At 31.1% G+C, this 24,065-nt stretch carries 25 protein-coding genes; 13 read left to right on the forward strand and 12 right to left on the reverse strand.

Translation table 11 applies throughout. The features are described 5' to 3' along the window. Positions 1-3 precede the first annotated feature (3 nt). Entirely contained in the window at positions 4-1,026 is a 1,023-nt protein-coding gene (locus ACHRV0_RS17295) for an LLM class flavin-dependent oxidoreductase (protein ID WP_395441939.1), read from the reverse strand. A 162-nt stretch (positions 1,027-1,188) separates the two neighbouring features. On the opposite strand from ACHRV0_RS17295, the gene ACHRV0_RS17300 reads away from it, so the two are divergent. Further along, positions 1,189-1,581, forward strand: a complete 393-nt coding sequence (locus ACHRV0_RS17300; protein WP_395441771.1) for a hypothetical protein — start codon at positions 1,189-1,191, stop codon at positions 1,579-1,581. Between the two features lie 63 nt (positions 1,582-1,644). Next, entirely contained in the window at positions 1,645-3,060 is a 1,416-nt protein-coding gene (locus tag ACHRV0_RS17305) for a PLP-dependent aminotransferase family protein (RefSeq protein WP_395441772.1), read from the forward strand. Positions 3,061-3,097: 37 nt separating this feature from the next. Here the strand turns inward: ACHRV0_RS17305 and ACHRV0_RS17310 are convergent, their stop codons facing one another. The 7 genes from ACHRV0_RS17310 to ACHRV0_RS17340 form a co-directional block, all read right to left on the reverse strand. After that, entirely contained in the window at positions 3,098-3,505 is a 408-nt protein-coding gene (locus ACHRV0_RS17310; RefSeq protein ID WP_395441773.1) for a DUF1634 domain-containing protein, read from the reverse strand. Then, positions 3,492-4,328: a sulfite exporter TauE/SafE family protein gene (locus ACHRV0_RS17315; protein WP_089055537.1), complete on the reverse strand. Its 837-nt coding sequence runs from the start codon at positions 4,326-4,328 to the stop codon at positions 3,492-3,494. The genes ACHRV0_RS17310 and ACHRV0_RS17315 overlap by 14 nt, the downstream gene beginning before the upstream one ends. A gap of 119 nt (positions 4,329-4,447) precedes the next feature. Next, positions 4,448-5,305, reverse strand: a complete 858-nt coding sequence (locus tag ACHRV0_RS17320; RefSeq protein ID WP_395441774.1) for a thiopeptide-type bacteriocin biosynthesis protein — start codon at positions 5,303-5,305, stop codon at positions 4,448-4,450. Then, positions 5,305-7,503: a lantibiotic dehydratase family protein gene (locus ACHRV0_RS17325; RefSeq protein ID WP_395441775.1), complete on the reverse strand. Its 2,199-nt coding sequence runs from the start codon at positions 7,501-7,503 to the stop codon at positions 5,305-5,307. Before ACHRV0_RS17325 ends, ACHRV0_RS17320 begins: the two co-directional genes overlap by 1 nt. After that, on the reverse strand, positions 7,500-9,206 hold the full coding sequence (locus ACHRV0_RS17330; protein WP_395441776.1) for a S8 family peptidase: 1,707 nt from the start codon (positions 9,204-9,206) through the stop codon (positions 7,500-7,502). The genes ACHRV0_RS17325 and ACHRV0_RS17330 overlap by 4 nt, the downstream gene beginning before the upstream one ends. A gap of 18 nt (positions 9,207-9,224) precedes the next feature. Then, entirely contained in the window at positions 9,225-9,401 is a 177-nt protein-coding gene (locus tag ACHRV0_RS17335) for a hypothetical protein (protein WP_395441777.1), read from the reverse strand. A gap of 122 nt (positions 9,402-9,523) precedes the next feature. Then, positions 9,524-11,245, reverse strand: a complete 1,722-nt coding sequence (locus ACHRV0_RS17340) for a helix-turn-helix domain-containing protein (protein WP_395441778.1) — start codon at positions 11,243-11,245, stop codon at positions 9,524-9,526. Positions 11,246-11,618: 373 nt separating this feature from the next. On the opposite strand from ACHRV0_RS17340, the gene ACHRV0_RS17345 reads away from it, so the two are divergent. The 7 genes from ACHRV0_RS17345 to ACHRV0_RS17375 all read left to right on the forward strand — a co-directional run bounded on the left by ACHRV0_RS17345 (position 11,619) and on the right by ACHRV0_RS17375 (position 17,032). Beyond that, positions 11,619-11,804 (forward strand): hypothetical protein, encoded by a 186-nt coding sequence (locus ACHRV0_RS17345; RefSeq protein WP_395441779.1) that lies wholly within the window; start codon positions 11,619-11,621, stop codon positions 11,802-11,804. A 659-nt stretch (positions 11,805-12,463) separates the two neighbouring features. Then, positions 12,464-12,643 carry a hypothetical protein gene (locus ACHRV0_RS17350; RefSeq protein WP_395441780.1) on the forward strand — a complete coding sequence of 60 codons (180 nt, stop codon included), beginning with the start codon at positions 12,464-12,466 and terminating at the stop codon, positions 12,641-12,643. Between the two features lie 271 nt (positions 12,644-12,914). Next, a complete protein-coding gene (locus ACHRV0_RS17355) occupies positions 12,915-13,046 on the forward strand; it encodes a hypothetical protein (RefSeq protein ID WP_395441781.1) in 132 nt (43 codons plus the stop codon). Positions 13,047-13,071: 25 nt separating this feature from the next. Beyond that, entirely contained in the window at positions 13,072-13,221 is a 150-nt protein-coding gene (locus ACHRV0_RS17360; RefSeq protein ID WP_395441782.1) for a bacteriocin, read from the forward strand. Between the two features lie 76 nt (positions 13,222-13,297). Then, on the forward strand, positions 13,298-13,435 hold the full coding sequence (locus ACHRV0_RS17365; RefSeq protein ID WP_395441783.1) for a hypothetical protein: 138 nt from the start codon (positions 13,298-13,300) through the stop codon (positions 13,433-13,435). Positions 13,436-13,711: 276 nt separating this feature from the next. Further along, complete coding sequence (locus ACHRV0_RS17370) at positions 13,712-14,848, forward strand: HlyD family secretion protein (protein WP_395441785.1); 1,137 nt, start codon at positions 13,712-13,714, stop codon at positions 14,846-14,848. Positions 14,849-14,863: 15 nt separating this feature from the next. Then, on the forward strand, positions 14,864-17,032 hold the full coding sequence (locus ACHRV0_RS17375) for a peptidase domain-containing ABC transporter (RefSeq protein ID WP_395441786.1): 2,169 nt from the start codon (positions 14,864-14,866) through the stop codon (positions 17,030-17,032). Between the two features lie 73 nt (positions 17,033-17,105). Here ACHRV0_RS17375 and ACHRV0_RS17380 read toward each other — a convergent pair whose 3' ends face one another. Together ACHRV0_RS17380 and ACHRV0_RS17385 are read right to left on the reverse strand one after the other, a co-directional pair. Next, a complete protein-coding gene (locus ACHRV0_RS17380) occupies positions 17,106-17,540 on the reverse strand; it encodes a DoxX family membrane protein (RefSeq protein ID WP_089056719.1) in 435 nt (144 codons plus the stop codon). A gap of 11 nt (positions 17,541-17,551) precedes the next feature. Next, entirely contained in the window at positions 17,552-18,106 is a 555-nt protein-coding gene (locus ACHRV0_RS17385; protein ID WP_395441787.1) for a GNAT family N-acetyltransferase, read from the reverse strand. Positions 18,107-18,306: 200 nt separating this feature from the next. On the opposite strand from ACHRV0_RS17385, the gene ACHRV0_RS17390 reads away from it, so the two are divergent. Both ACHRV0_RS17390 and ACHRV0_RS17395 read left to right on the forward strand, forming a co-directional pair. Continuing rightward, a complete protein-coding gene (locus ACHRV0_RS17390; RefSeq protein WP_395441788.1) occupies positions 18,307-19,320 on the forward strand; it encodes a zinc-binding alcohol dehydrogenase family protein in 1,014 nt (337 codons plus the stop codon). 159 nt (positions 19,321-19,479) lie between these two features. After that, entirely contained in the window at positions 19,480-20,703 is a 1,224-nt protein-coding gene (locus ACHRV0_RS17395) for a PQQ-dependent sugar dehydrogenase (protein WP_395441790.1), read from the forward strand. Positions 20,704-20,797: 94 nt separating this feature from the next. Here ACHRV0_RS17395 and ACHRV0_RS17400 read toward each other — a convergent pair whose 3' ends face one another. Beyond that, a complete protein-coding gene (locus ACHRV0_RS17400) occupies positions 20,798-21,301 on the reverse strand; it encodes a hypothetical protein (RefSeq protein WP_395441791.1) in 504 nt (167 codons plus the stop codon). 282 nt (positions 21,302-21,583) lie between these two features. On the opposite strand from ACHRV0_RS17400, the gene ACHRV0_RS17405 reads away from it, so the two are divergent. Beyond that, entirely contained in the window at positions 21,584-22,639 is a 1,056-nt protein-coding gene (locus ACHRV0_RS17405) for an NAD(P)-dependent alcohol dehydrogenase (RefSeq protein WP_370433141.1), read from the forward strand. A gap of 89 nt (positions 22,640-22,728) precedes the next feature. Here ACHRV0_RS17405 and ACHRV0_RS17410 read toward each other — a convergent pair whose 3' ends face one another. Further along, positions 22,729-23,295: a helix-turn-helix domain-containing protein gene (locus ACHRV0_RS17410; RefSeq protein WP_089055530.1), complete on the reverse strand. Its 567-nt coding sequence runs from the start codon at positions 23,293-23,295 to the stop codon at positions 22,729-22,731. Between the two features lie 110 nt (positions 23,296-23,405). Between ACHRV0_RS17410 and ACHRV0_RS17415 the strand changes: the two genes are divergently transcribed. Beyond that, positions 23,406-24,059, forward strand: coding sequence for an HAD hydrolase-like protein (locus ACHRV0_RS17415; RefSeq protein ID WP_395441792.1), 654 nt, complete (start codon positions 23,406-23,408; stop codon positions 24,057-24,059). The last annotated feature ends 6 nt before the right edge of the window (positions 24,060-24,065 follow it).

The following is a 24,065-nucleotide window of genomic DNA, read 5'->3' on the forward strand; positions in this document are numbered from 1 at the left end:
AAACTATCCTTTATGTATTAAAGGAATTAATTTTGTACCAATAAGTTCTATAGCATTCATTAACTGAGAATGTGTTAGTCCTGCATTGTCCATTTGAAAAGTAAATCTCGAAATTCCGCCAAGTGCTTCACTGTGACGCAGAATTTTTTCGGCAGCTCTTTCGGGGCTTCCTACAATTAAAACGCCGAGATCATCAATCAAACCATCAAATTTGTCTTTTGTTACTGGAGGCCAGCCGCGTTCTCTTCCTAATTTTGTCCAAAGTTCTGAATATCCCGGATAATAGTCGTCGATAGCTTTTTGAGTTGTATTCGAAACATAACCAGGAGAATGTAAACCTACTTTTAGTTCATGCGGTTTAAAGCCTGCTGCTTTTCCAGCTTCACGATACAAGTCTATCAACGGACGAAAACGATGTGTTTGTCCTCCAATTACAGCAGCCATCAAAGGCAAACCTAAACTTCCTGCTCTGACAAATGATTCTGGAGTTCCGCCAACGCCCAGCCAAACTGGAAGTTTTTCCTGTAATGCTCTAGGATAAATTGGCAGATTATTTATTGCTGGGCGAAATTTTCCGCTCCAGTTTATAAATTCATTATCTCTAATTTGTAAAAGCAAGTCCAGTTTTTCCTGAAAAAGAGCATCATAATCGTTAAGATTGTATCCAAAAAGGGGATAAGCTTCAATCGAAGATCCTCGGCCTACAACAATTTCAGCCCTTCCTTTAGAGATTAAATCAAGTGTTGCAAAACTTTGATACACACGCACAGGATCAGCAGCACTCAAAACAGAAACTGCACTTGCCAGTCTGATGTTTTTTGTTCTCGCTGCAGCTGCGCTTAAAATAACAGCTGTAGCCGAGTCAAGAAACTCTTTTTTATGATGTTCTCCAATTCCGAAAACGTCCAACCCAACCTGATCTGCAAATTCAATTCTTTGCAGCAGTTGTTCCATTGCATCAACACTGCTTAAAGTGTTGTTGTCGCCATACATTGCCGAAGCAAAACTGTCAATTCCTATTTCTATCATAATAGTAAAGATATTAAATTTATTTTTTTCTCTTCTCAAAAAAAGCGATTTTAAGATTGTTGATATTAGTCAACTGTACCTGTAAAATAATTGTTTTTTGTATCTGTATCTAATCTGTTCAGCCCGCTAATTTTGCTTTGAAACTAAATAACTAGAGAAATGAAAACCACTAATACAGCCAAAATTCAGTTTAATGAAGTTAATGTATCATCATTAAAAGCTGTTGTAAATATGTGCCAGAATAAAAGTGCTGTGAATAGTAATTCCAAAGACAAATCATTGTACTTAATTAATAATTTAGGACTTCCATTAAGTGTTGCTTCTTTTGAAAATCGAGTTATTGGCTATGCTTTTGTTACCATTAATAATGCAGAAGAGCCTGAAATTAATTCGTATTGGGAGAAAGAATTTTACAATATTGAAGCAGAACAAAATTTAAAGTTTCATGCAGAAACTATTTTCCATTCAACATTTAAAGATACAGGAACACGTTCGGTTAAAATTCAGAATGCAACCGAAAAATTATGCAATTGGTTAAGTGTTTGCATTTAATTTTTTAATGGTTACAGATTTAATTTTTATATTTTTACAGGATACAGATTGGAGGATAAAAAGATGGCAAAAGAAGTTTTATATCTAAAAATTGCAAATATAATTGAAGAGCAGATATTCTCTGAAACTCTAAAAATTGGGGACAAACTTCCGTCAATTCGCGCTTTGCAAAAGTTGCACGATGTAAGTTTAAATACCATAAAGCAAGCATTTTTAGAACTTGAAAGTAAATCATTGATTGAATCTAGACCAAAATCTGGTTTCTACATTAGTAATACTTCAAACAGGAAGCTGGCGATACCTTCAATGAATAAATTAAAACTATCTGAAAAGCAGGCTGCTCCAGAAGATTTAATTACAAAGGTTTTTGATACACTGCAGGATAAAAGTATCAGCCGATTTTCATTAGGAGTTCCTGACGAAAGTCTGCTTCCAATTGCAAAACTGAACAAAGGGCTTTTAAAAGTTGCACGAAATTGGGCAGAAAGCGGTACAACATATGAACCAGCTCAAGGAAACGCCAACTTGAGACGAAATGTAGCAAAATGGTCTCTTATATTGGATGGGAAACTGGCTGAAGATGATTTTGTAATTACTTCTGGAGCCATGAATGCTATTTATAATTGTTTAAGGGCAGTTGCCAAAAGAGGTGATACTATTGCAATTGAAAGTCCTGTATATTTTGGAATTATTCAAGTTGCCCAAACTTTGGGACTTAATATTATTGAGCTTCCCACACACCCAGTTACAGGTGTCGATTTAGAAGCGTTGAAAAAAGTGATTCATAAAATTGATGTCTGCTGTTTTATGAGTAATTTCAGTAATCCGCTTGGAAGTTTGATGCCGGATGAAAGCAAAATCGAATTGGTAAAAATGCTCACTCATCACAATATTCCTCTTATAGAAGACGATTTGTATGGGAATCTTTTCTTTGGAAGATCAAGACCAAAACCTTGTAAATATTATGACGAAGCTGGTATTGTAATGTGGTGCGGTTCTGTTTCTAAAACTTTGGCTCCGGGATATAGAGTAGGATGGGTTGTTCCGGGCAAGTTTAAGGATCAGGTAATCAGAGAAAAATTAGTGCAAACTATTTGTCAGCCTTCATTGTATCAAGAAGTAGTTGCTGATTTTTTGGAGCATGGAAGATACGATCATCATTTAAGAAATTTTCGAAATACATTATACACTAATTCACTTCATTTTCAGCGAACGATTGAAGATCATTTTCCAGAGAACACAAAGATTTCGCAGCCGCAGGGAGGTTCATTTCTTTGGCTAGAATTAGATAAGAGTATTGATACTGCAGTACTTTTTGATACCGCAGTAAAGCAAAAAATAGGTTTTGCACCGGGCAGAATTTTTACACAGCACGATCAATATAATAATTGTATGAGGCTTAATTTTGCTGTAGAATGGAATGAAAAAACAGAATTTGACTTAAAACGATTAGGTCAGTTAATAAAGAATACGATTTAAAATTTTTATTTCAATTATAAGCTTGATTGTTTTTAAATTAATGAGAGAATCCAAAAGAAATACTGGTTATAATAATCAGAATAACGATTAACGTAATCACAACATACAAATAATCTTTTTCAAGGAAGAATGAAAACAAAGAGAATATAACCCTTAGAACTGGTGTTAAGAAGAGTAAAATGATTCCAAAATAGATTAAATATTCGCCATTACCTTGAAGTACTCCCTGATAAACAATCGAAATTACTTCAAAGATATTGCGGTCATTTTCTTTAAAAACGGAATAATTTTCAATGTCGCTTCCGTGATGCATTAAATAAACGATACCTCCAATAAAAGCTACTGATAGAGAAATCCAAACGCCGTAACGCAGTAAATTACCAATAATGGTTTGAAAATCTTTTTCTCCAAATTTTTCGTGCTGCATAACTTTAGATTTTTCCATTAAGTCCATTATATATCATATTAATTGCGAGAACAAAGATCAAGCACGCAAAAAAGATTCGTAGTTTTTTAGGGTTTGTTCTAACCAAAATTTTAGCACCTGCCATAGCGCCAAACAATACACCAATAACAACCGGCATACATATTCCGGGTTCAATATATCCTTTTTGAATATAGATTACTGAACTTGCCATTGCTGTAACCCCCATCATAAAGTTACTTGTTGTAGTTGAAACCTTAAACGGAATACGCATAATATTATCCATTGCAATTACTTTGAAAGCACCAGAACCTATTCCGAGTAAACCAGACATCATTCCGGCAAGTCCCATCATGCTAAAACCTCCAATAACATTTTTTGTTCCGTAATGAACAACTTCTCCGTTATGAGTAGGATAAGTTCCCTCCAGTTTTAGTTTTTTAGCCAAAGGACTTGATTCTAAAACAATATGCTCTTCTTTTTTTCTAAGAGAATTTATTGCCGAAAAAATCAATGTAAGTCCAAATAAAACAGCAATAAAAGAAGTTGGAGCAATTGCCGAAAGTAAAGCACCTCCAACAGCACCAATAGTGGTTGCAATTTCAAGAAAAATCCCAAGACGCATATTTGTAATTCCTTCTTTTACATAAGCCGCCGCAGAGCCGGAAGAAGTTGCAATTACCGAAACTAAAGCTGCTCCAATTGCATAATGTATATCAACACCAAGTATAATAGTCAATAAAGGAATAATAATTATACCACCGCCCAATCCTGACAACGAACCAATGAAACCAGCCATAAAAGCGCCAAGAAGCATAATCAGGGTAAATGTAAGTACTGTCATTAAGATATGTTTTGTTTGTGGCTAATTTACGAATACATATCAGTTCCTGAAAAAATAAGGGGCTTAAAAATGGCTTAAAAAAGTTTTTAGTTTATGGTTTAATGTTTAGGGATATTTGACTATAAATCCTTTTTTATATAATTTTTAGATTTGTAGTAACGATATAGATGATCATAAATAATCAATTCATACATTCTTTGTTTGGATGTATATTGACGATTAAGCATCATATGAATATGGCTTGATATAAAAGCATTAAGCGGAATTTGAATTTTGGTTTTAATTTCTAGTATTTTTTCTAAAGATTGATTTCGTTTTGTTTCAATAATTTCAAAAAGATCTGGAAATCTATTTTCGACATCTCCACTTAAAAAAGATTCTATTTCGTCAGCAAATCCGTGATACTTTTTATGAAGTTCTTTTTTTAAAGTTTTATCGGTTTTAAATTCTTCTTTAAAAGACAGTTGTAAGGTATCCATCAATTTAAGCTTCTCTAAATTGGATAGTAGAAAAGTATTTAAAAAAGAATCGATTGAGCCAAAACTAAATAAAAGAGGTATTTCTTTTTTTGGGAATGTTTTTTTTAGTGTAAGATATTGAATCATCATTTCACTATCCTTCCAAAATAAAAATTCAGAATTTTCAATAGTGGTTTCACCATATCTTTCCAATTCCCTTTTATAAGTATCTGTTTGAATTTTCCAGACTAAATTTTCTTGAAGTAAATCATTTATAATAGGATAAAGCATATGAATTACTTTTGATAAAAACTTTTTGTTTTCTATCAAAAATCGAATTCTAAAATGTGTATCATTATCTTTGTATCTGATGAAGAACCATTTTTGGATGATTTTTCTCTTTTTTAATTGTAAAATGACTGGATAAAATTTTTCAAGTAAAATAAGATCTGTTGTTTGAACTCCTGTATAAATTTTATAATACAGCCACTCACTTCCTAAACAAAAATTTCTTTGCATTATGATCTCTCTTTAAAAAATGATATTATAAATTGATTGCTAAAACCTTGTGTCATATTGTTTTTTACAATAGATTCTTCAGAAAATAGAAACTCTACTAAAATAATTTTATCTTTATTATGAACTGACTTTAAAAATAATTGAACTCCAATTTCTGTTTGAAAATATAGTAATAATGTATTGTCAGAATTAACCCAATTAACAAGACGTGGAATATCTTTACTTATTCTCCAATTTGAGAATACTTCAAACATATCTTTGCTATTTAATTCTAAAAATGAAGTTATTTCTTCTTTAGTAATAATCCATTTGGCTTTAGAGAGTATAATTTCTTTGTATTCGACTCTTGGGAAATAGTTATAATGTGACTCTAAGATTCCCCAATTAAAACTAAATATCGGCTTTGTATTTTGTACTTGTAAATCACACAAAAAATGATATACTGGTAAAGAATTATTATAAAAGTTATGCGCGTTTGACAGACAAGGGATAACTTCTTTATTAAGTTTTTTAGAACGTAATACAATTTTATTATTCCTGACAGATATTAATAAATCATTTAAATCAATAGTCTTTTTCTTTTCAATACCTGAATTTGCTAAATAGACAATTTCATAATTTCTTAAAACAGGTCTTCGCAAAATATTTCCTGTTCTGGATTGCGGAATGTGAACAATTTCAGCTAAAATTTTATCATGATGATAGTCCTCTTCTTTTTGAACAATTTCTTGGGTTAACTTATGTATCTCAGGATTTCCATTGCAAAATCTTCCCAAAAATTTTGTGGCGCTTATATTTCCGGAAGATTCAATTGCTAATGTTTCATTATTGTAAATTTCAATTAGTGCTGAGAATGTGACCGGAGTATACTCAAAATTAGAGTTGAAATCTGGAAAATCACTTTCTGATAATTCTATTTTTTCTTGATTCTTTGAAAGACATTCTTGAAGTTTTTTTTCTAAAATTAAATCGTATGAAGTCCAAGTTTGGCTTTCGTTTATATTTTTTTTCTCTTTAAAAGAGAAAGCTTCCAGAATTTCGTGTGAATCATTCATCTCTTGATTTATTGGATAACCTAGTCCAGATTCTGTATCTAAAATATTCATAAATAGCATTTCCTGTGATTCATATCTCTTAGAAAATGCTTTAATAAATGTTTTAAGATTATTAGGTTCTTTTTTAGGTTGTATACCATTTAAAAAATAGAGTCCCTTAGTTACTTTTTTTGCTATAGTTACATTTAAACTATTTGCTCTGGCAGTTGTAATTAAATCGGTTTGAAAGAGATACTTTTCATCATATTCAAATCCTTCTTTCAGGATGTCTTCTTTGATTTTTTGATATTGGTTTTCTGTCGGAATTAAAGAAGTATCTAAATCTGAAATTTGTTTATTTATGTTTTCTAAAAAGTGATATTCTCTTTTTAGATCTGGAATGTTTTTTAAAATGGAGAAAACCTTGTCAAAATCGTTATTGCCAGTCACAGCGGCATCTATTTCGCTTACTAAAAACTGGAAGTTTATTAGATGTATAATAAATTCACTAGCTTCTTCTTTTTCAGAATCATTGCTCGCTAAAAAAGAAACCATTTCGTTTATGGTTAATCCTGATTTTGTTTTAAGCATAATATCTTTTAATGCATCAGACTTTCGTATGGATGTAATAGTATGTTCACGCTTTGTTTTTATGTATTTGTATTCGATATATCTGTAAAAATCACCAAATTCATAAATAGAAGAATTAGGAAAATATTTTAAGTGAAAAATTGCTGTTTCTCGTTTAGCAATATTTTGCAGTAATGCCACCCAAAATTGCATATCAAACTGAGTAAAACGTTTGTATTTTTCAGGGAAATCTAATATTATATTAGTTCCAGTATCTATTTTTCCAACAGAACATCCCGCAAACAAGCCAAAAGGAGTACAGCGTGAAGATATTCTCGCAATATATTTTAGCAGTGTATATTCTAATGTTGATTTTTTATTATTTGTAAAATCAGTATTAATCCATTTGTCCAGTTCTCTTATTAGTTCAGGTGAAGCTAGGTTGATCGCTTCTTTAATCAAAGGTATATTGTAAGTCCTGATTAATTTTTTTAATGAGTAATCTTCTAAAAGATCCAAGTAAAATGACAAAGGGAATAATGGTGTTCGAATTACATACTGTGAAAAAGGGAAAATTTTAACTTGTTTTTTCATTTTTTCATTTTGCTCACTTTTTCAGCAAGCAACATTGCATTATAAACATTTAGAACTTTTCCTGATTTAGATAATTCTGAAAAAGGAACTTTTTTATCTTTTGTTCCAGGTACTATAACTTCAAGATCATAAGCAGTTCCAGAATCCATAATAATTTGTTTAACCTGTACAGCTGTAAGCTTTGGATAATAAGACCAGATTAATGCTGCTGTTCCAGAAACCATTGGAGCAGCTAATGAAGTACCGGAGTCAGTTCCATAAGTATTATTTTTTGTTGTAGTATATATTTCTTCGCCTGGAGCAAATAAATCTACATTTTGTTTTCCGTAGTTTGAAAATGCAGAAACAAATGTATTGTCTAATCTTTTTGAAATTGAACCAACATTGATAAAATTATTGCAAATTTCAGGAGTCCCATCATAATTATTGTCACTAGGGTAATATGGCGTTTTATCATTATCGAATCTTTCATTTCCAGAGGCGTGAACTAAAAGAACATTATGCTTTTCAGCATATTTAAAAGCATTAGACACCCATTGTTGATGGACAGAAAATTCTTTTCCAAAGGACATATTAATTACTTTAGCCCCATTATCAACGGCGTAATAAATAGCCATTGCAATGTCTTTGTCATTTTCATCTCCAGAATAGGAAATATTAAGTGGCATAATTTTTATGTTGTCTGAAAAACCTTCTATGCCAATATTATTTTTTCTATTCGCTGCAATTATACCAACAACTTTAGTTCCGTGTCCTTGAAGATTTTTAAATCCTTTTTTAGATATACTGATATTACCGTTTCCATATCCTTTTTCTAAAACATTTGGATTGTCACCGATTAATTTTCTGTCATTAAATTTTTTGTTTAGATTTCTATTTAGAATAGAATCTATTTCAATGCGATTATCTTGCAGAACTTCTATAGTTTTTTCATTATTTTTGATATTAATCATCATATAGTAAATTAATGCACCTAAGTCTTTATCATTAGACTCTCGCATTTGTCTATATGTCTTGTCATTAATTTTATACTTTTTGTATAAACTATCCAGTTGTACATAGGTATAGTCTTCTTTTGGAAAATAATGCCTTAAGGTATCCTTAACTATAGGAAACATTGTAATACTATGATCTAAAGAGCTCAGCCATCTTCCATATCCTGTATTTTCGGATTCAAATAGCTTTGAAGCTCTCTGGTATTCTTTATAATTTGGCAGATCTTGAAATGAAATCTCATTTTCTTTTTTATCTTTAAAAATAGGATCAAATTCTCTTATAAATCTAACATACTCGAAGTTTCCCCAAACAACATATTCTTCTTTTTTATTTGAGGTGAAATTCCAACCATGAATATCGTCAATGTATCCATTTGCATCATCGTCTATGCCGTTATTTGCAATTTCTTTTGGATTTGTCCAAAATTGACTTTGTAAATCTTCATGGTTGAAATCAATTTGAGTATCTAAAACAGCAACTATAATATTAGTTTTAGATTTTTGCTTATTTTCTTTATACCATTTATCTACTGAAATCCCCTTAATACTATCTTTTTGAAAATCCTTTTGATACCAAGTTTGTGGCAATTTAGAATCTAATTCTTTTTTTGATGTATTGACAAGTGGTTTATCATGTTTTTCTTTAAAAGATCTGCAACTTATTATTGCAAAAAGAATTATTAATAATATAGTATTCTGAAATTTCATACAATTATTTTGCAAAGATTAAACTTTCCTGTCGTTACCTCCGTTAAGTACGTCTGTTACGGTTTTATCATCATCATCATTATTATTAGATGTAGTACCTCCACCATTGATAGATCGTAAGTTTTTTAATTTTGCTATATTGAACTTTTCTAAATCAAACTTATTGACTTCTTTTTTAGTCTTCCTTGTTTTCATAATTAGTTGTATTAAAATTTTAGCAAATATATAGGGGGATTATTATAATTAAAATTTATTACTTCTCGAATTTATCGTAATTCATGAATTTCGATAAATTTAGATTTATAAGGTGTTGTTTTTTAGTTTGTTGTGTTTTTTGGAACTTCTAGTTGTTTTATAAAGTATGTTGGTTTAATTCCTGTTTTTTTGTAAAAAGCGGTTGAAAAAGACTCAGCATTATTAAAACCAAATTCCAGGGCAAGCGCTTGGATTGTATACTTTCTTAATTTACTTTTTTCTTTTAAAGAGTTTAAAGCATATTCAATCCTTAGATCGTTAATATATTGGGTAAAAGTTTTTTCTTTATATACATTAACAATTTTTGAAACATATTTATTGTTAGTTTCAAATGTTTCAGATAAAGACTGAATTGTAGTCGTGGCGTCTAAAAAACCTTTAGTTTTTTCAAACTCGGCTAGTTTTTTTAGGATTTGATTTATCAATTCTTCATTTATACCTATTGTACTTGTTTTCGATTTATTTATTTCGAAATTTTGCTCTTTTTGCTGATTGTTAGTTTGATTGTTTTTATCTAAACTTTGCATTATTTTTTCAAAACGCTTATGATAGTTCTTTTTTAATTTAAATTGATAAAAACCAAAACCAGTAGTTATTATAGTTATTAAAATTAAAAATACGATACCCCAATATGATATGACATTCTCTTTTTTAAGAGATTGAATCAAATTCTCTTTTTCCTGAATTAAATAAGGAGTATCATACTCCCTTTGCAATTTTTTTGTTAACTCCTTATAGTTATTTTGGAGCACACTATCAATTTGCATATACTTTGATAAGTATTTTAACTGATTAAGTTTGTCTCCATTTCTTTTATAATATGAGATTAAATAAGGATAACCACTTATAAACTCAGGAGTAATTCTTTTATTAATATTATATATAGAGTCTACTTTAATAAAATTTTTAACAGCTTCATTTTTATTATTAAGGCCTTCATATGCTTTAGCAGTATAATAATATGCCGCTAATATATTTCCTTTGTCTTTATAAAATGTTATTTCAGGTAATGCTTTGTTTATACTGTCTAAAGCTTCTCTAAAATTTCCTTTAAAAATTTTATTAGCACCTTCATTCAGAATAAAGAGTGCATTAGTATGATTGCTTTTTGTGGCTTTAGATTCAAAATAACCTAATTTATTATAATAAGTTGAAGAATCAGTAATTTTTAATGCTTTATAAGCATCAGCCAGACCGAAAAGGAGGAGCTGATATGAGTACGAATAATCTGGACTCCTGACTTTTTTATCATTATAATATGTTAAACATTCTTTATATAAGTTTAATGCTTCTTTTACTTCTCCCAATTCTTCTGACCTTAATGCAGCAATAGAAAATTTTGTATCATAATACAAATCCATATTATTCTTTTTAGCAATATTCTCAGCTATTAAAAAATTATCAATGGCCTCTTTATATTTGAACTGTTTCTTGTATACAAATCCTTTTCCTGAATAAGCATAAGCTGGAAATTTCGGATCATTTAAATTTTTTGTATAAATAATTGCGCTATCTAAATATTGTAAAGCTTTGGTATTTTCAGATATCAACGAAATCAAAAAAGACCCTCTTGCTTTTTCAACTGGATTATTTTCCTTTTTTGCTTTGATTAAATACGCGTTGGCGTATGGGAATTGTTTGGGAGCATTTTTATCATTTTCCCAAAACAAATTCTTTAATTGCAGATATGAAATTTTTGTAAGGTCTTTTTTTGTATCCTGGCCTAATAAGAAAACAGGAAACAAAATTAGAAAGAGGAGGTTTAGAAATTTAATGCGAATCATATACTATTATTTCTTACAAAAATAGAGTATATATGTAGAATTGTATTAATAAATATGTTGTTTTTGGTTTGGTATTAAGTTCTTGGTTTTTAATTGGTTAGATTATTTTTTTTTGTGGTATTCCTGAATTAAGTACCGGTTTTCCTGAATTTCGATAGGCAGTATTTGCGAGCAATATGATGTTTGTCTAGTTTTGGTTCAAGAAAAGTGAGACATTTTTTACAGTAAGACGTCACTAGAAGAAAAATATTTCTTTTCTATAATGTAATTAGCTAATTATGTGGGATTGATTCAGCTGTTAAGTAACCCAAAAAACTGAGCACTATGATAAAAGGATTATCATAAAATATTTAACTATTTAAAATGAAAAGTTATGAACTTAGAAAATTTAAAATTAGTAGAGCTTAATGCTCAAGAAGTACACGAAGTTGAAGGAGGTAATATTTTTAGAGCCTTTCAGGTTTTACTAGAAGCAGCTTCAATTTATGACGCTATATCAGATTTTAAAGAAGGCTGGAATTCTGTCCCTCGTAATCAAGTGTCAAGTGGGAGTTGGTAAAATAAATTAAATAAAAGAAAAGAATGAATTACTTTTTAACAGCGTTTCAAAAGAAAAATATTATTTACATTCTTAAGTATGTACTACTTTGTATTGTTATTGTTCTTTTTATTGAAGGTATTAAACTTTTGCTTGATTTAGAAGAGTCGATAAATAATAAATTAGAAGAAAGTTTTTTTAATAATTTAAATTGGAGCTGTTTTGGAGCTGTTTTTTTATCTCCACTATTAGAAGAGATAGCATTTAGATTGTCGTTAAGAAGGAATATGTATTTTGTTGCTAGTATTATCATCTGTCTTATTTTTCTTTTATCGTCAAGGTACATTTATACTCAAGTTAGCTGTACAGTGTTTATCATATTAGTTTTAGTTAATCAGTTTAAAAAGAATTTCTCACCTAGATTAATTGAAATTTTACTTATTTGCTTTTCAGTTATGAGTTTTGTTACTGTACACTTCGATAATTATGATAAAGTAGAATTAGATCTTTTGAATCCGTTTGCAATAGTGCTACTATTTATACCACAATTTGTATTGTGTATTATTTTAACAAAAGTTAGGTTACAAACTTGCTTTATCAATTCTTTAATTATTCATTCGTTATACAATTTGATTATTTTAACATTCGCACTATTATTTAACTATTAAAAAAAAAAAAATATGAATACTGATAAATTAAATCTAGAAGAATTAAATGATTTCCAATTAGAAAATATCGATGGAGGTGGTTTTTTTAAAGATCTAGGAGTGGGGTCAAGAATGATTTGGAACGCTTTTTTAGATTTTTCAGACTCTTTGAGTGATACCACAGGCTATGGTGACGCTGGATATTACAAATAAATTTCATAAGTGAGTTTAATTTTACTTGGTTTCAAAGCAGTTACCATTGCTTTAGTTTAATAGTTTCTGTTTTTGAAACCTTGTTATTAATTTGAGCTTTCTTTTGTATGAAAATTATCGGGTAATATGTTCTAACACACCTTACAGTAATGATTTGTTATATGCTGGAAGGTGATCGTGCAGATGATTTTTTAATTCATTTAAAAACGAATAGGAATAATTATCAAAGAACAATTATCACAAAATGTTTAACTATTAAAAACAAAAAGTTATGAATTTAGAAAATTTAAAAGTAGTAGAGCTTAATGCTCAGGAAGTACAAGAAGTTGAGGGCGGCGGATTGTTGCTTTTTCCAATTTACGGCTTTATAGCTGGATATTTGTATGAAAAATATGTTGCTTAATAAATCACAATAAAAAAATATAATTATGAATTTAGAAAAATTAAATTTAGTAGAGCTTTCTAAAGAAGAAAGTATAGAGTTAGATGGAGGTATTATTGCTGAAGTTATTGGTCTAGCGGGTGCCGCATTCTATTTTGGATGGGAATTAGGCAGAGAATATGCTCGTAAGCACTAAAAAAAGTAAACAATTTTAAATTAGGCAAGAGTTTTTACCGACTCTTGTCTAATAAATTAATAATTATTTTAAAACTATGAAAGCTATATTATTAATAATTGAAGACTATGCGAAAAAGCAGACAAATAAGTTTATAGCTTATATTTTAATTGCAGCTTTTGTACTGTTTTATATTGGATTTGTTTTTGGTAGATCATTTGCCGTTTTACCATAAAGAGATGATTATTTTATTTTAATTTATTGCTAGAGTATTTGTGTATGGTTATTCTTATATAATTTATTTTAACCTTAATAAATATTTATTAAAACTTCATTATCTGCATCAAAACCAATATTAATTTCTAAGATAATAGCACTCTATTGCTAAATCAAAACTCTGTACATGGAAAAGTGATTAATAATGAATGTTATTATAGTGTATTAAACACTGCAATAGCGTAAAATACTATTGTAGTGTTTTTTTTAAGAAAAATAAGTAACTATCAAAAATATGAATTTCAGTTTAGATCCCATAAATACAATTGAAAATCTTACTTCGAAAAACAAAACAAAAAGTTTTTCGATTTATTTAATTGTGATGATCATAGTTATAGGTTTCATAATATTGTTGCCAATTATAAAGGTTGATATTACCAGTCAAAGCCGTGGGATTATAAGAAGTACGACAGATAATGTCCCAGTGAGTGTAATAGTGAGCGGTCGAGTTATTCTGCTTAATATTAGAAATAATGCTGTAGTACAAAAAGGAGATACCTTGCTAAAAATTGCTATGCAGAATCTTGAAACAGAGAAAAAAACTCAAAACGTGGTATCAAATTCTGTTTCAGAGCTTTTGCAAGACGTAAATTCTATATTGTCTGGTAAAATAACTGTGTTAAAAACTTCAACGGCCAGAGAAGATTTCTCAAAATTTCAAGCGCGCAAGAATGAACTTCATAGCAAGGTTTTGCAAGCACAAACTAGTTTTAACCGCTATAAAGGTTTGTATGATAAAAATATAATTGCAAAAGTCGAATACGAAAAATACGAATATGAATTTCGTTCAGCTGGTGAAGCATTGAAAAGTTATGTAAGTGAGCAAAAATCAGTTTGGGAGAACCAAAAAAGAGATTTGGAAGATCGCATAAAAAATCTAAGTGGAAGCATTGAAAAAATTAAAGCTGAAGAGAATAATTATGTCATTACTGCACCTATTTCGGGAACAATTGAAAATTTTTCAGGTGTACAATCAGGGTCATTTTTAAATGCAGGTCAAACAATATTAAATATTTCTGCAGTCGATCATTTAATAGTTGAAAACATGATTTCTCCCAATGATATTGGGTTAATTCATAAAAGTCAAAGTGTTAAATTTCAGATCGATGCATTCAATTATAATCAATGGGGATTACTTGAAGGGAAAGTTATTGATATTGATCATAACATTTCTGTGGAAGACAATCAGTCTTTTTTTAAAGTACGCAGCTCATTAAACTCTACCCAAATGAAACTCACATCAGGATATACCACTAAGGTTTCAAAAGGAATGACTCTTACTGCAAGATACAGTATAACCAGAAGAAGTTTGTTTGATTTACTATTCGATAAAATAGATGATTGGCTAAATCCTAAACAATTATCAATCTAGAATTAATACTAAAAAATGGCATCTATAAAAATTAAACAACATGATATTAAAGATTGTGGCGCTGCTTGTTTGGCATCTATTGGAAATCATTACAAAGTTAATCTCCCAATAGCACGAATTCGTCAATATGCACATACAGATAAATGCGGTACAAATGTGCTGGGTATTATCGAGGCTGCAGAAAAAATGTGCTTTACTGCAAAAGGAGTGAAAGGAGGTCTAGATTCACTCGATAAGATTCCGCTGCCTGCAATTGCACATGTAGTAGTACAGCAACAATTACAGCATTATTTGGTAATTTATAAAATTGAAAAATCTAAAACTGAAAAGCAATCTAAAATTACAGTGATGGATCCCGGTCTTGGCACAATGGAAATATACACTTTTGAAGAGTTTCAGAAAGTTTGGACTGGTGTTTTAATACTTTTTGCCCCAAATGATAATTTTAAATCATACAATGAAAAAACTTCACCCGTAACTCGTTTTTGGTATTTGATTCAGCCACATAAAAACATTTTAATTCAGGCTTTATTTGGGGCGATAATTTTTACGGTTTTGGGATTGGCAATGTCAATTTATATTCAAAAAATTACGGATTATGTCTTAGTAGAAGGTAATAGAAAACTGCTTAATTTATTGAGCGTTTCTATGATCGGCATCATTTTATTACAGGGATTTATTGGTTCTCAAAAAAGTATTTTTGTAATGAAAACAGGGCAGTTGATTGATGCGAAATTAATTCTAGGATATTATAAACATCTATTACATTTACCGCAGCGTTTTTTTGATACGATGCAGATAGGTGAAATTACGTCGCGAATAAATGATGCTGTAAAAATTAGATCGTTTATAAATGAGGTTGCAATTGATATGATTGTAAACATTTTTATTGTGATTTTTTCATTTACTTTAATGTTTACATACTATTGGAAATTAGCATTAATAATTTTGGCAGTTATACCTTTTTATGGTTTTATTTACTTTATTCTAAATAAGTTCAATAAAAAAGTAGAACGAAATATTATGGAGAATGCTGCTGAATTGCAAACGCAGTTAGTTGAAAGTGTGACCCATGTTAGAACTGTTAAAGAATTTGGAATTGAAGAATTTTCAAATCTAAAAACGGAAAACAAATTTGTAAAACTATTATTTAATACTTATAAATCTGGGTTAAATAGTATTTTCTCAGGGATTTCGACACAATTTCTAGCTTCGTTATTTACCATTATTTTAATGTGGGTAGGGGCTGGTTATGTTATTGATCGGGCTATTACGCCTGGAGAATTGTTCTCGTTTTATGCTTTAATCAGTTATTTTACTTCTCCAGTCGCATCCTTAATTGGGATGAATAAAACTGCTCAGAATGCTCTTATTGCGGCTGACAGGCTTTTTGAAATTATGGACTTGGAGCGTGAAAAAACAGAGAATAAAGTTGAAATGCAAAGAGAAAATATAGGAAATATAAAGTTTGAGAATGTTAGTTTTAGGTATGGTTCTAGAATGGAGGTTTTTAAAGAATTTAATGCTCTATTTAAAAAAAATGAAACAACAGCAATTGTAGGGGAAAGTGGAAGCGGAAAAACTACATTAATTTCATTACTTCAAAATTTATATCCAATTAAAGAAGGAAAAATTTATATTGGGGATTATGATACTCAATTTATACATTATAAAAGTTTGAGAAACTTGATTGGAGTTATTCCGCAGCAATTAAATTTATTCTCTGGGAATATTATAGAAAACATAGCATTAGGTGATTCATTTCCAAACATTCAAAGAATATTAGATTTATCGAAACAATTAGGAATTACAGAATTTGTTGAGAAATTACCAAATGGCTTCGAAACTCAAATTGGAGAAAATGGAACAATGCTGTCAGGCGGGCAAAAACAACGAATTGCTATTGCCAGAGCGCTGTATAAAAATCCTGAGATATTGTTAATGGATGAGGCTACTTCAGCATTGGACACGAGTTCTGAAATGATAGTTAAACAAACTATAGAAAATTTTAAGAAGCAAGGAAAAACAATTATTATTATAGCTCATCGTTTAAGTACCATTGCTAACGCAGATGAAATACTAGTTATGGAAAATGGAAAAATTATTGAATCAGGAAATCATCATGATTTATTAGACAAAAAAGAAAAGTATTTTGAGTTATGGAAGAAACAAAGTTTGGTTTAAAGTTTTTAAATTGAAGTAGTAACTTGAAAAATGCAAGTTTGTGTTTTTTACAAAGTATTCTTCATTAAACAGATCAAATCCTATTATCAACCGCAAAAGTGGTCTTAGCAATTGTTGAAAGCAGTAAAGCCGCAGCTGCACTGGTAAAAACAGAATAATCAAATGGTGCTTTTATTGAAACAGAACCAGCCATTGCGAGCGCAAAAAGAAGCATTAAAACGGCGGTGCCAAAAGCTGCAATTCTAGTTTTAAAGCCACTGAGTAATAATACGGCAAGCAGAATTTCAAAAAATGTCGCTGCTGCGCCTAATATTTCTGCGGTCGATTTACTTGCCCACGTGTTAAGAGACTGTGTATAGATAACAAAATTTTCCCAGTTTCCCCACGCAACTGCGTTAGATCCTGGTGCGCCCCAAAGTCCAAATCGATCTGCTACTGCCGAAAGCATTGTAATTCCTAAAACTATTCTTAATACTAATCCTGCATCTGCTGTCGATATGTTTCTCATTTATTTTTATTTTAGTTAATTTGAAGATGTTCCAAATTCTTTTTCACCAAAGTTTTATGTCCAACGGGTTTAAAACCAAGCTTTAAATATAATTTTTTGGCATTTGGATTATCTTCCTCTACAAGTAAACCTAAAGTCTCTTTATTTTTATGAACGTATTTATCAATTAAAAATTGCAGAATTGCAGAACCAATTCCTTTTCCCTGATGTTTAGGATTTATACCTAAAGAGTCAATATAATACTCTCCAGCCTGTGTTTCATCTTCGGGATTAAAATCGGGATTATAATTGTTTCGCACATATTCGATTATCGGATTTCGCAATTTTTGCAAATCGGCACCATCATAAAGATTAACAGCACCAATAATTTCATTGTCAGCTTCGGCTACATAGCAATTTTGATAGGAATACTGATTGTTTTCTGTTTCGACAAAATGCTGTAGAAATTCAAGTGCGCTGTTATAATCGTTTTTGCAGATAAATTTATAAATAATGTCTTCCATTGCAAGTAACAAAATTGGAGCAATGTATTTAGAGTCGGAGATAACAGCTTTTCTGATAACCATAATAGAGTATTTTACTTTTTACAAATTTACAATTATAATATTCAGAGCGTATGATGATTTTATATTTACAATGCTGAATTTGTACCATTATAGGATTAAAATATACCATATTTAAAATTTAATCTCCTTGTATCTTTGTTAAAGTAAACTAGTTGAGGTAGGTACTAAAAACAGAAATAACGAAATAAAAAAGTATAAAAATGAAAGCAATAGGATTTAAAACATCATTAGCTATAGCGGAAAAAGACAGTTTTATCGAATTTGAAACGTCAAAACCAGTTCCTGCCGCTCATGATTTATTAGTAAAAATAGATGCCATTTCAGTAAATCCGGTAGATTTTAAAGTTCGTCAGAGCAGTGCCAAAGATACCGTTTTAGAAAACCCGAAGATTATTGGCTGGGATGCTGTTGGAATTGTAGAAGCAGTCGGCGAAAATGTTACGCTGTTTAAAAAAGGAGACGAAGTTTATTATGCGGGTGATATCACAAAACAAGGAAGCAATGCCGAATATCAAATTATTGATGAACGAATTACCGGAAGAAAACCAAAATCGTTAAGTATCGAAGAAGCTGCTGTTATACCGTTGACAGGTTTAACAGCGTGGGAAATTTTATTTGATAGAATCCGAATAAATCCGGAAAAGGATAAGGGAAAATCAATTTTAATAATTGGAGGTGCCGGAGGAGTGGGTTCGATTGCAATTCAGCTTGCTAAAAAAATCGCTCGTTTAACTGTAATTGCAACAGCTTCGCGTCCAGAAACGATAGATTGGTGCAAAAAACAAGGAGCTGATTTTGTAGTTGATCATAAAAACTTAACTGCATCTGTTAGAGAAGCTGGTTTTGAAAATGTAGATTTTATTCTAGATTTTGTTGACACGAACTTGTATTGGGATTTAATGGTTGAATTGATAAAACCGCAAGGACATATTGCTTCAATTACGGGTAGCAGTGACCCTGTGGCGTTGAATAAATTGAAAAATAAAAGCGTATCCTTTTCTTGGGAATTAATGTATACACGTTCGATGTTTCAAACAGAAGACATGATCGAACAGCATAACATTTTGAATAAAATAGCAGATTTGTTAGATGAAGGTGTTTTGAAAACCACTTTAAATGAAACATTAATAGGTCTTACAGCAGATAATCTAAAAAAAGCGCACCAGCTTTTAGAATCAGGAAAAACGATTGGGAAAATTGCAATAAAACTCTAAGTTTTTCTTTAAAATAATTCAAAAGTCCAATTCAACTCGATTGGACTTTTTTTTTGTAAATTGGTGAAATTCTATAAGTTAAAATGTAAATCATATAAGATTTAATATTCTTAATTTTAGATATTTGTTTGTATTAACCCAAATTAACTAATAACTGCTATGAAAAAATTTAAATACATTTTTGTTCTTTCAACTGCTTTTTTGACGTTTAGCTGTTCAAGTAATGATAAAGCAAAGAATGATGGAGGAACAAAAACGGATCCTGTAGAAAAAGAAAAACCAAATTCTAATTATAAACCTGCATTTGCAGGACAAACCCGAGTAAATGGCGTGACTACCAATACTGCGTTTCAGGCTGTTGTTCTTACATCAGAATTAACAAATCCGTGGGGAGTAAAAAGTCTGCCGGACGGACGTCTTTTGGTTACTCAAAAAACAGGAACAATGCGTATTGTTACTCCCGCAGGAGTTGTAAGTGCTCCTATTACTGGTCTTCCAGCAGTAAATGCTTCAGGACAAGGCGGTTTATTAGGGTTGTGTTTGGATCCTGATTTTGCTTCAAACCGAATGATTTATTGGGTTTTCTCTGAAGCAGTTTCGGGCGGAAATATATCTTCGGTGGCAAAGGGAAAATTATCTAATGATGAAAAAACGATCGAAAATGCGACTGTAATTTATCGTTCAAGTCCAGCAAACGCAAGTAATTTGCATTATGGAGGACGAATTCTTTTTGATCAAACAAGAAATCTTATTGTGAGTACAGGAGAACGCTCCGTTTTAGAAACCAGACCTTTAGCGCAATCTTTAACAGCTAGTTTAGGAAAAGTGATTAGAATAACCAAAGAAGGGAAAGCTGCAGCGGGAAATCCAACTTTTGCGGGAGCAGGAGCATTGCCTGAATTGTTTACTTACGGACATAGAAATCCGCAAGGATTGGCTGTGCATCCAATTACAAAAGAAATTTGGTTGAGCGAACACGGACCGCGAGGAGGTGATGAAATTAATCGTCTTCAGGCTGGATTAAATTATGGCTGGCCGATAATTACATATGGAATTGAGTATAGCGGTGAACCCATTGGTGCGGCGATTCAGCAAAAAGAAGGAATGGAGCAGCCTGTTTATTATTGGGATCCTGTTGTATCGCCAAGCGGAATTACTTTTTATGCAGGAAATCTTATACCAGAATGGGAAAACAATCTGTTTATTGGCTGTTTAAGCGGTATGCATATCGTTCGCCTTGTTATTAAAGACAATAAAGTTGCTGGAGAAGAAAGACTTCTTGCCAGCGAAAATCAGCGTTTTAGAGATATTACGCAAGGCAGTGACGGTGCTTTGTATGCAGTGACGGATCAAGGCAGACTTTATAAAATTGATAAAAAGTAAAGATTTTGTTTTAATAAGGTATAATGGCGCATTTAAGCGCCATTTTTATTTTAAAAATATCCTTAAATGTCTTTTAGTCAGTTTATGAGTGTCTTTATATAGTGAAATAAGCTTTCGTAACAATAAGTAAAATTAACGTAAGAAAGTAAAGAGCAGTTGCTACCATAGTAAAAATGATATGGGCAAAAAACAGCTGAATATAGTAATCTCTAAAACCAAGGGGGGGACGATAATGAGTGATTTTAAAAATAAACACCCAGCTGATTATGCCAATAATACCACTAATAACTCCAAGTATAAGAGCACTAAGTGGTGAAACTGCCAAAATATCTTCTGCCCAAATGATATGATAAACTGCTACAAATAGAAAGCCGATTACAAAATGAAGAAACCAGCCCAAATTATTTTTACACTCGTTTGTAATATCAATGTTCATTTGGACCAATACCGAGCTTAGAAGTACGGGTTCTTTGTATAATTTCCTGTAATTTTTAGACATAAAATAGCTGAACCACGTCATTGCTGATGTCGCAGCTCCCGAAATTAAAACCAGTTGTATGAGAATATATAAATCCATAATCTTCGGTTTATAGTTCAAAAAATGCTCTTTTCAAAGTTAAATCGATAATAGCAGGAATGCTTACATTATTGAACTTTGCAATTATATAATTATCAGTATAAAATCGATGATTGCTGCGGTTTTTGTTTTTAAGGTGTTGATTGTTAGTTGTTAAGTTGTTTTTTGGTTATGAAAAAACAATCCAATTAGTTACCTTTATAAGGTTTAGAATTGTTTGAATTTCATAAGTAAATGTTTCTTTTCTGTTATTTTTAAAGAGAGAGGGTTTTTAATTTTACACTATAATTTAATATATAAAGTATGAACACAATTAACGCAAAAGCATTTGGAACCATTGCAGCCGATGCATCATTAGAAGAAATGACAATCGCGCGCAGAGAAGTTTTGGCAAAAGACATCGAAATAGAAATTTTGTATTGTGGTGTCTGCCATTCAGATTTACATACTGCAAGAAACGATTGGGGAGGAACACAATATCCAGCTGTTCCCGGTCATGAAATTGTGGGAAGAGTAACTAAGGTGGGAAGTGAAGTAACAAAACTTAAAGTTGGCGATTTAGCAGGAGTAGGGTGTTTGGTCGATTCATGTCATACTTGTGATAGTTGTAAAAATGACCTTGAGCAGTACTGCTTAAATGGTTTTACAGGAACTTACAATGGACGAGATGTTCATTTAGGCGGACATACTTATGGTGGTTATTCTCAAAAAGTAGTTGTCGATGAACATTTTGTTTTAAAAGTGCCTTCAAACTTAAACTTAGCCGCTGTTGCACCATTGCTTTGTGCAGGAATTACAACTTGGTCACCATTAAAACACTGGAATGTTGGCAAAGGAAGCAAAGTAGCAGTAGTTGGTTTGGGCGGACTTGGACATATGGCTATTAAACTGGCAAAAGGTCTTGGTGCCGAAGTTACCTTGTTCTCAAGAACGCCAGATAAAGAAAAAGACGCTTTAGAACTGGGTGCAGATGCGGTAGTAATTTCAACAGATAATAATCAGATGAATGCAGTAAGCGGAAAATTTGATTTAATTATTGATACTGTTCCTTATGTACATGATGTAAATCCTTATGTTGCTACATTAAGTATCAGTGGAACTTTAGTTCTAGTGGGGTATTTAGGAGGTTTAGAGCCTATTTTAAATACAGTGCCAATGATTTTAGGCAGAAAATCTGTTGCAGGTTCTGTAATTGGCGGAATTGCCGAAACACAAGAGATGTTAGATTTTTGCGGAAAACACAACATTGTTTCGGAAATTGAAATTATTAAAATGCAGGAAATCAACGAAGCTTACGAAAGAATGCTGAAAAGCGATGTAAGATATCGTTTTGTAATTGATATGGCTTCTTTGAAGTAATAGTTTAAGATTTAGAAAAAAGAAAATCCCAAGTGTCATCTTATTGATAGTTGGGATTTTTTTATTGTTAGCTAAAAAAAAGCAGTTTTTTAATTATCGAAAAAATATACGATTAGCATCTTTACAGGCTTTTTGCTTTTGTTGATCGGTACGTGTTTCAATCTTCCATCAAAAAACAGCGAATCGCCCTCTTTTAAAGTGTAGGTTTCATTTGCTATCAAATAATCAACTTCGCCCGATATAATGTATTTATATTCAAAAGCATCTGTACTTACCTGATCTCTGTAACTATTAGGTTCAAGAGTTAAGAAAACAATATCAATAGTAGAATTTTTTATGGTACGGGTTAAAAAACGCTCATACGAAAAACCGTTTGATCCTTCCTTTTGAAACAGGTCATATTCGTCTTTTCTTTTTATAAGCACCATTTCGTCTTCCTGAGTCATATCCTTAAAGAACTCACTCAAGTTAATCTGCAGGGCAGAAACGACACTAAGTAAAACTGTTAATGAAGGAATGCTTCTTCCGTTTTCAATTTGAGAAATCATGCCTTTGCTTACGTCACTTAAATCTGCAAGTTCCTGTACAGTAAATCCTTTTTCGATTCGGTATTGTTTTATTCTCTTGCTGATTTCAAGTAAAATGGCTCCTTCCATGTTTAGTATTTGTATACAAAAGTTAATTAATAATAAACATTACTTTACGATTTGTTTACATATAGTAAACATTTGTATAGTAATATTGCACTGTAAAAATAAACAAAAGTATGGAATTAATTGTATTTGATATGGCTGGCACGACAGTCCATGATGAAAATAAAGTTGGCTTAACATTGCAAACCGTTTTAAAAGAATTTGGTTATGATTTTTCTCTTGATCAGATTAATGTAGTAATGGGGTACGAAAAACCAGTAGCGATTTCGATTTTATTAGAAGAAAAAAGACCTGAGTTAATAAATAAAATCCATCAAGTTTTTGTAGCAAAAATGATTGCTTTTTATGAGCAGAGCAATGATGTAAAAGCAACTTCAAATGCTCATGAAACGATTCAGTATTTAAGAAACATTGGTATAAAAGTAGCTTTCGATACAGGATTTTCTCGTCCCATTGCCGATGCGATTTTCGCAAAACTAAACTGGAAACAAGGTGTTGATTTCGATTTCAGTATTACTTCTGATGAGGTTGAGCACGGACGTCCTTATCCAGATATGATTTTTAGAGCTATGGAGCATTTTAATATCGCAGACGCTTCATTAGTTGGAAAAGTTGGTGATACAATGTCAGATTTACAACAAGGTGAAAATGCAAAATGCGGATTAGTAGTCGGCGTAACCACTGGAGCATACAGCCGCGAGGAATTAGAGCATCATTATCACCATTATATTATTGACGATTTATCAGAATTAAAAAACAAACTTTAATTTATT

This window comes from Flavobacterium sp. FlaQc-30 (genome assembly GCF_044005885.1).
GTDB lineage: Bacteria > Bacteroidota > Bacteroidia > Flavobacteriales > Flavobacteriaceae > Flavobacterium.

Bases quoted from the DNA above. Each gene is read 5' to 3' on its own strand.
- ACHRV0_RS17395 (WP_395441790.1), top strand. From the start codon at position 19,480: ATGAAAAAATTTAAATACATTTTTGTTCTTTCAACTGCTTTTTTGACG.
- ACHRV0_RS17385 (WP_395441787.1), bottom strand. From the start codon at position 18,106: ATGGTTATCAGAAAAGCTGTTATCTCCGACTCTAAATACATTGCTCCA.
- ACHRV0_RS17415 (WP_395441792.1), top strand. From the start codon at position 23,406: ATGGAATTAATTGTATTTGATATGGCTGGCACGACAGTCCATGATGAA.
- ACHRV0_RS17410 (WP_089055530.1), bottom strand. From the start codon at position 23,295: ATGGAAGGAGCCATTTTACTTGAAATCAGCAAGAGAATAAAACAATAC.
- ACHRV0_RS17380 (WP_089056719.1), bottom strand. From the start codon at position 17,540: ATGAGAAACATATCGACAGCAGATGCAGGATTAGTATTAAGAATAGTT.
- ACHRV0_RS17365 (WP_395441783.1), top strand. From the start codon at position 13,298: ATGAAAGCTATATTATTAATAATTGAAGACTATGCGAAAAAGCAGACA.
- ACHRV0_RS17305 (WP_395441772.1), top strand. From the start codon at position 1,645: ATGGCAAAAGAAGTTTTATATCTAAAAATTGCAAATATAATTGAAGAG.
- ACHRV0_RS17370 (WP_395441785.1), top strand. From the start codon at position 13,712: ATGAATTTCAGTTTAGATCCCATAAATACAATTGAAAATCTTACTTCG.
- ACHRV0_RS17315 (WP_089055537.1), bottom strand. From the start codon at position 4,328: ATGACAGTACTTACATTTACCCTGATTATGCTTCTTGGCGCTTTTATG.
- ACHRV0_RS17405 (WP_370433141.1), top strand. From the start codon at position 21,584: ATGAACACAATTAACGCAAAAGCATTTGGAACCATTGCAGCCGATGCA.
- ACHRV0_RS17350 (WP_395441780.1), top strand. From the start codon at position 12,464: ATGAATACTGATAAATTAAATCTAGAAGAATTAAATGATTTCCAATTA.
- ACHRV0_RS17310 (WP_395441773.1), bottom strand. From the start codon at position 3,505: ATGGAAAAATCTAAAGTTATGCAGCACGAAAAATTTGGAGAAAAAGAT.
- ACHRV0_RS17340 (WP_395441778.1), bottom strand. From the start codon at position 11,245: ATGATTCGCATTAAATTTCTAAACCTCCTCTTTCTAATTTTGTTTCCT.
- ACHRV0_RS17360 (WP_395441782.1), top strand. From the start codon at position 13,072: ATGAATTTAGAAAAATTAAATTTAGTAGAGCTTTCTAAAGAAGAAAGT.
- ACHRV0_RS17325 (WP_395441775.1), bottom strand. From the start codon at position 7,503: ATGAAAAAACAAGTTAAAATTTTCCCTTTTTCACAGTATGTAATTCGA.
- ACHRV0_RS17345 (WP_395441779.1), top strand. From the start codon at position 11,619: ATGAACTTAGAAAATTTAAAATTAGTAGAGCTTAATGCTCAAGAAGTA.
- ACHRV0_RS17300 (WP_395441771.1), top strand. From the start codon at position 1,189: ATGAAAACCACTAATACAGCCAAAATTCAGTTTAATGAAGTTAATGTA.
- ACHRV0_RS17390 (WP_395441788.1), top strand. From the start codon at position 18,307: ATGAAAGCAATAGGATTTAAAACATCATTAGCTATAGCGGAAAAAGAC.
- ACHRV0_RS17355 (WP_395441781.1), top strand. From the start codon at position 12,915: ATGAATTTAGAAAATTTAAAAGTAGTAGAGCTTAATGCTCAGGAAGTA.
- ACHRV0_RS17335 (WP_395441777.1), bottom strand. From the start codon at position 9,401: ATGAAAACAAGGAAGACTAAAAAAGAAGTCAATAAGTTTGATTTAGAA.
- ACHRV0_RS17375 (WP_395441786.1), top strand. From the start codon at position 14,864: ATGGCATCTATAAAAATTAAACAACATGATATTAAAGATTGTGGCGCT.
- ACHRV0_RS17320 (WP_395441774.1), bottom strand. From the start codon at position 5,305: ATGCAAAGAAATTTTTGTTTAGGAAGTGAGTGGCTGTATTATAAAATT.
- ACHRV0_RS17330 (WP_395441776.1), bottom strand. From the start codon at position 9,206: ATGAAATTTCAGAATACTATATTATTAATAATTCTTTTTGCAATAATA.